The following is a 3,939-nucleotide window of genomic DNA, read 5'->3' as shown; positions in this document are numbered from 1 at the left end:
ACATCTGCCGGGCTTCATTGAGAAGGCCGCTTTCGCCGATAAGGGTGTTGATACCATCGCCTGCATTTCGGTGAACGATGCGTTCGTCATGGGCGCGTGGGGCAAGGCGCAGAATTCCGGCGACGCCGTGCTGCTGCTGGCCGATGGCAGCGCCGACTTCGCCAAAGCCATGGGGCTGGATGCCGATTTTTCGGCCTATGGCATGGGCATTCGCTGCAAGCGCTTCGCCTGGTGGCCGAAGACGGTGTGGTGAAAGTGCTCAATGTGGAAGCGCCGGGCCAGTTCGAAGTGTCCAGTGCCGAGCATGTGCTGAACCAGCTTTAAGATCCGGGCGTTTTCAGCCCCGCCAGCATCATCTGCACCATTAAGGCGCGGTCGGCGGGCGGGGCGATATCGAAGCCGGGAATGCCGGGGGGGAGCTCCCCCTCGGCAATCTGGCCGTCGAGCAGCAGGCTGGTATAGCCGTGCTGGGCCGACCAGAGGGCGGTCGCAAGTTCGTCCGGGCGACGATCTTGGCGGAACTGCCGCGCCGCTTGGCCCTCGGCAATGACCGAGACCATTTCCGCAAACCCGTCATAGGCGGCTTTTTCCAACGCCGGATGCGCGCCGGTCGCGCATAGATCCACATGGAACATGATGCGGTACGCGCCCGGCTCGGCCAGCGCGAAGCTGACGTAATTCATCCCCATCACGCGTAAGGCCGCTTCTGGCGTTGCGGAACCCGCCCGGTCGGCCACCATCTCGCGGTGAAGCCGCTGAAAGCCCCGGCACGCAAGCTCGGCCAAAAGGTCGCGTTTTGAGGCGAAATGCCGATAAGCGGCGGTATGGCTCACGCCGACGCGCTCGGCCACCTCCCGTAGGGAAAATTCAGCCGAACGCCGTTCCGCAATAAGGGCTGAGGCGGCGGCCAGCAGCGCCCCCGGAAGATCGCCGTGATGAAACTTGCCCGCAGCCTTGCGGCGCGCCGGGGGAAGCTCGGGTGTCAAATTGATGTTGCCATTGGTCACATAATTATTGTACAAAGTGACCAATGGTAACACGAGTAAAAATCTCACCGCGCAGGAGCACTTCAATGGCGAAAATTCTGGTTCTCTGCGGCCATCCGCGCGCCGAAAGCTATTGTGCGGCGCTCGCCAAAGCCTATGCCACGGCGGCGACCGACGCGGGACATCAGGTGGTTCAGGTCGCCATTGCTGACTTGCCGATTACGCTCTCGCCGCCCGATTACAAGGATTTCAAGACCAGCGGGGCCGCCGCTGATTGGGTGGCGACGGCGCAGGCGCAGATCCAAACCTGCGACCATTGGGTGATCGTCGCCCCGCTCTGGTGGGGCGGCATGCCCGCCGTCCTTAAAGCCTATCTCGATGCCGTGCTGCTGCCCGGTTTCGCCTTCCGCTATCACAGTAAGGGGCTCGGTTGGGACAAGCTCCTGAAAGGCCGCAGCGCCCGCGTGATTATCACCGCCGATACGCCGCCCTTCATCTTCCGCTGGTTCTGGGGCCGCCCGTTGGTAAAACAGTGGAAAATCCAAATCCTCGGCTTTTGCGGCTTCAGTCCGGTCAAGAGCAGCTTCCTCGGGTCGATCAAAACCTCGACGCCCGAGAAGCGGCAAAAATGGCTGGCGGAGATTGGCGATATCGGGCGGGCGGGGATCTAGTCTAGTCAGGGGCTTTGCCCCCGAACCCCCACCAAAGGGCAGCGGCCCTTTGGAAACGCGATATCGGAATTCCTAAGGGCGCTTCTTTAGCGCCGTTTCTTTTTTTATTGTAAAAAAGGAGGGGTTCGGGGAGCTTGCTCCCCGAGCGGGTACGGGCGGCAGCCCGCTAGCTTAGCTTCCGCTCAACCGCCCCCAGCGCCTCTGACAGACGGGTTTTCGCACTGCCGGGGCGCATCGGGCGCGGCTGGCTCGCATCGGGCGCCCAGCCGGTGAGGAAGATGACTTCGAAGCGGGCTTCGATGCGGCCATCGGGGGTGCTGAAGCGGTTGGCGTAATCGGCAGCGGCGCGGGCGAGGATCGATCGGCGCCAAGGGCGGCGCGGGCGACCGGCAAGGGCGTTGGCCTCGCCCATGCCGCGCAAATCGCGCATCAGGGCCAGCACGTCCGGGTAGGAGACGGTCAGCATGTCGCTATCGATGACGGGCAGGGCGAAACCGGCGCGCTGCATCAACCGTCCGGCGTCGCGGATATCGACCGTGGGGGAGGCGCGCGGCACCAGAGTGCCGGTTTCGGCGATTTCGGCGGCGGCGAGGCTGGCTTTGAGTTCCTGCAAAGTCTCCCCGCCAAAAATCGCGCCGAGAAACAGCCCATCGGGCTTCAGCGCCCGGTTGGCTTGAATGAGCGCGCCGGGCAGATCGTTGATCCAATGCAGCGACAGGCAGGAGAGCACCAGATCGAGGCTGTTTTCGGCAATCGGCAGCCATTCCTCATCGGCCACCAGGCGCGGTCCGGGGGCGCGGGCGATCATCTTTGGCGACAGATCGGCAGTAATCAGCGTCTCGATGCCGCCGCGCCCGTTCGCCGAGCGCGCCAGATCGCCAGTGCGCCCGCCCAGATCGAGGGCAAGCGGGAAGCGGCGGCGAATATCCTCCAGCCGGTCGAGCAACCGATCGCCGATTTCCTTGGTCAGAAAATCGAAGCGCCCATCGAACCCGGCGGCGGCGCGGTCGCGGTGCTGGCGCAGGGCGCGCCGATCGAAAATCTGAGACTCGGAAGCAGCGGTGGCCATAGACGGATCCTTTCAGCCCTTGCCTGTAGCAGAACGCGCGATTCTCGCCTATACCCACAGGATGATGACACGGTTGCGCGCGCCCCTCTTCGTGCTCGGACTGATCCCGCTCGCCGGGTGCGCCGAGATGAATTTCGCTCTCGATGGTCAGCCCACGGCGCTCGCCTGCCCCGTGGAAGAGAGCCTCGCCCTCAGGCGGCAGCGGATGGTCAGTACCGCGCTCGCGGAATGGCAGACGTTCGGTGGCGGCGTCATCGATTGGTCCAACGGTCGCCGCGAAGTGCTGGCCGAGGGGATCAAGGAAACCGATCCCCGCGTTGCCAGCGAAATTCGCCGCTATTGGCGCGCGGTGCCGACGCCTCTGGCCCTGCAAGCCGCCGGGAACGATGGGAAATCAGGGCCGCTCGATGCGCCCTTCAGCCAAGCGTGGTCGGCGGCGTTCATCGGCTATCTCGCCTGCGCGTCGGGGGTTCCCGCCAGCGATTTGCCGCGCCACGAAGCCCATTTCACCTATCTCGATGCCACGTTGGACGGCACGCCCGGCTTCACGGCCCATCCGCCCGAAGCCGAAACCCCCGAGCCCGGCGATATCATCTGCGGCGACCGGTCGGCCCCCGAGGCGCGGCTTGCCACGCTGCTTCAGCGCCGGGCCGAGCAAGGCGTTCCCCGGCCAATGCACTGCGATCTCGTTGTCGAGGTCCGGAACCGGCAACTTCGCGCCATCGGCGGCAATGTGAACGATAGTGTGACGCTCAGCCTCTACCCCATCGATGCCGATGGGCGCTTGCTGCGCCTACCCACCCCCGACGCCCCCGGCTGGTTCGCCGTGTTGCAGGCCAGCTACCCGCCCCTCCCAGAGACGATTTCCCAGCGATGATCTTCGCCAAAACCCCAAAACCGCCCTATTGGGCCGTGATTTTCACCAATCAGTTGAGCGACGATACGGCGGGCTACGCCGCGATGGCCGATACGATGGAAGAACTGTCGGTCCGGCAGCCCGGCTACTTGGGCATCGAGTCGGTTCGCAATGCTGATGGCACCGGAATCACGGTTTCCTATTGGCAGACCGAGGCCGATATGGTGGCGTGGAAAGCCGTCGCTGCGCATGTGATTGCGCAACGGCTGGGGAAAGAGCGCTGGTATAAGGGGTATGTCACCCGGGTTGCGCAGGTGACGCGCGATTACGCGTTCGGAATGGCATCCGAGTCGTAAA

The 3,939-nt window shown here is 64.1% G+C and carries 6 protein-coding genes; 4 read left to right on the top strand and 2 right to left on the bottom strand.

All coding sequences use genetic code 11. The features are described from left to right. Positions 1-253: redoxin family protein (locus tag VZ95_RS14015; RefSeq protein ID WP_232302668.1), on the top strand; the 253-nt coding region annotated here is incomplete at its 5' end. Between the two features lie 67 nt (positions 254-320). On the opposite strand, the gene VZ95_RS14010 is transcribed toward VZ95_RS14015, so the two are convergent. Further along, entirely contained in the window at positions 321-1,007 is a 687-nt protein-coding gene (locus VZ95_RS14010; protein ID WP_198148305.1) for a TetR/AcrR family transcriptional regulator, read from the bottom strand. A 65-nt stretch (positions 1,008-1,072) separates the two neighbouring features. Between VZ95_RS14010 and VZ95_RS14005 the strand changes: the two genes are divergently transcribed. Next, positions 1,073-1,657: an NAD(P)H-dependent oxidoreductase gene (locus VZ95_RS14005; RefSeq protein ID WP_045776404.1), complete on the top strand. Its 585-nt coding sequence runs from the start codon at positions 1,073-1,075 to the stop codon at positions 1,655-1,657. Positions 1,658-1,823: 166 nt separating this feature from the next. On the opposite strand, the gene VZ95_RS14000 is transcribed toward VZ95_RS14005, so the two are convergent. Next, the gene (locus tag VZ95_RS14000) at positions 1,824-2,726 is read right to left on the bottom strand and encodes a methyltransferase domain-containing protein (RefSeq protein WP_045776403.1); all 903 of its coding nucleotides are present in this window, start codon (positions 2,724-2,726) and stop codon (positions 1,824-1,826) included. Positions 2,727-2,799: 73 nt separating this feature from the next. Here VZ95_RS14000 and VZ95_RS22100 point away from each other — a divergent pair, with 73 nt between their 5' ends. Together VZ95_RS22100 and VZ95_RS13990 are read left to right on the top strand one after the other, a co-directional pair. Further along, positions 2,800-3,603, top strand: a complete 804-nt coding sequence (locus VZ95_RS22100) for a DUF2272 domain-containing protein (RefSeq protein WP_198148304.1) — start codon at positions 2,800-2,802, stop codon at positions 3,601-3,603. Then, positions 3,600-3,938 carry an antibiotic biosynthesis monooxygenase family protein gene (locus tag VZ95_RS13990; protein ID WP_045776402.1) on the top strand — a complete coding sequence of 113 codons (339 nt, stop codon included), beginning with the start codon at positions 3,600-3,602 and terminating at the stop codon, positions 3,936-3,938. Before VZ95_RS22100 ends, VZ95_RS13990 begins: the two co-directional genes overlap by 4 nt. The last annotated feature ends 1 nt before the right edge of the window (position 3,939 follow it).

Origin of the sequence: Elstera litoralis (assembly GCF_000963705.1) — a bacterium.
Taxonomy (GTDB): Bacteria; Pseudomonadota; Alphaproteobacteria; order Elsterales; family Elsteraceae; genus Elstera; species Elstera litoralis.
This window is presented reverse-complemented; position numbering and strand designations above follow the sequence as displayed.

Bases quoted from the DNA above. Each gene is read 5' to 3' on its own strand.
- VZ95_RS14005 (WP_045776404.1), top strand. From the start codon at position 1,073: ATGGCGAAAATTCTGGTTCTCTGCGGCCATCCGCGCGCCGAAAGCTAT.
- VZ95_RS14000 (WP_045776403.1), bottom strand. From the start codon at position 2,726: ATGGCCACCGCTGCTTCCGAGTCTCAGATTTTCGATCGGCGCGCCCTG.
- VZ95_RS13990 (WP_045776402.1), top strand. From the start codon at position 3,600: ATGATCTTCGCCAAAACCCCAAAACCGCCCTATTGGGCCGTGATTTTC.